Raw genomic sequence first — 349 nt, 5'->3', positions numbered from 1 at the left:
GCTGATCACATCGATCGCCGGCCAGACCAACCTGCTCGCGCTGAACGCCACGATCGAAGCGGCGCGGGCCGGCGCCGCAGGCCGTGGCTTCGCGGTGGTTGCCTCCGAGGTCAAGGCGCTGGCCGAGCAGACCGCCAAGGCGACCGAGGCGATCGGCCAGCAGATCGGCCGGGTTCAGGGCGGGACCGGTCAGGCGGTCGGCGCGATCGGCACGATCACGGCGCGGCTCCCTGAGCTCACCGCTGTGGCGACCACGATCGCGGCGGCGGTCGGGCAGCAGGGCGCGGCCACGCAGGAGATCGTGCGCAATGTCGGGCAGGCGGCGCAGGGCACCGGCGAGGTGACCAGC

Annotated in this window: 1 protein-coding gene; it reads left to right on the top strand. The window is 73.6% G+C overall.

The annotated features are described in order from the left end of the window. A partial coding sequence (locus MKK63_RS25790) for a methyl-accepting chemotaxis protein (RefSeq protein ID WP_244006703.1) occupies positions 1–349 on the top strand: 349 nt, incomplete at both ends.

It is taken from the genome of Methylobacterium sp. J-088 (assembly GCF_022829295.1).
Taxonomy (GTDB): Bacteria; Pseudomonadota; Alphaproteobacteria; order Rhizobiales; family Beijerinckiaceae; genus Methylobacterium.
The sequence above is the reverse complement of the archived record's forward strand: the minus strand, read 5'-3'. Positions and strand labels throughout refer to the sequence as shown.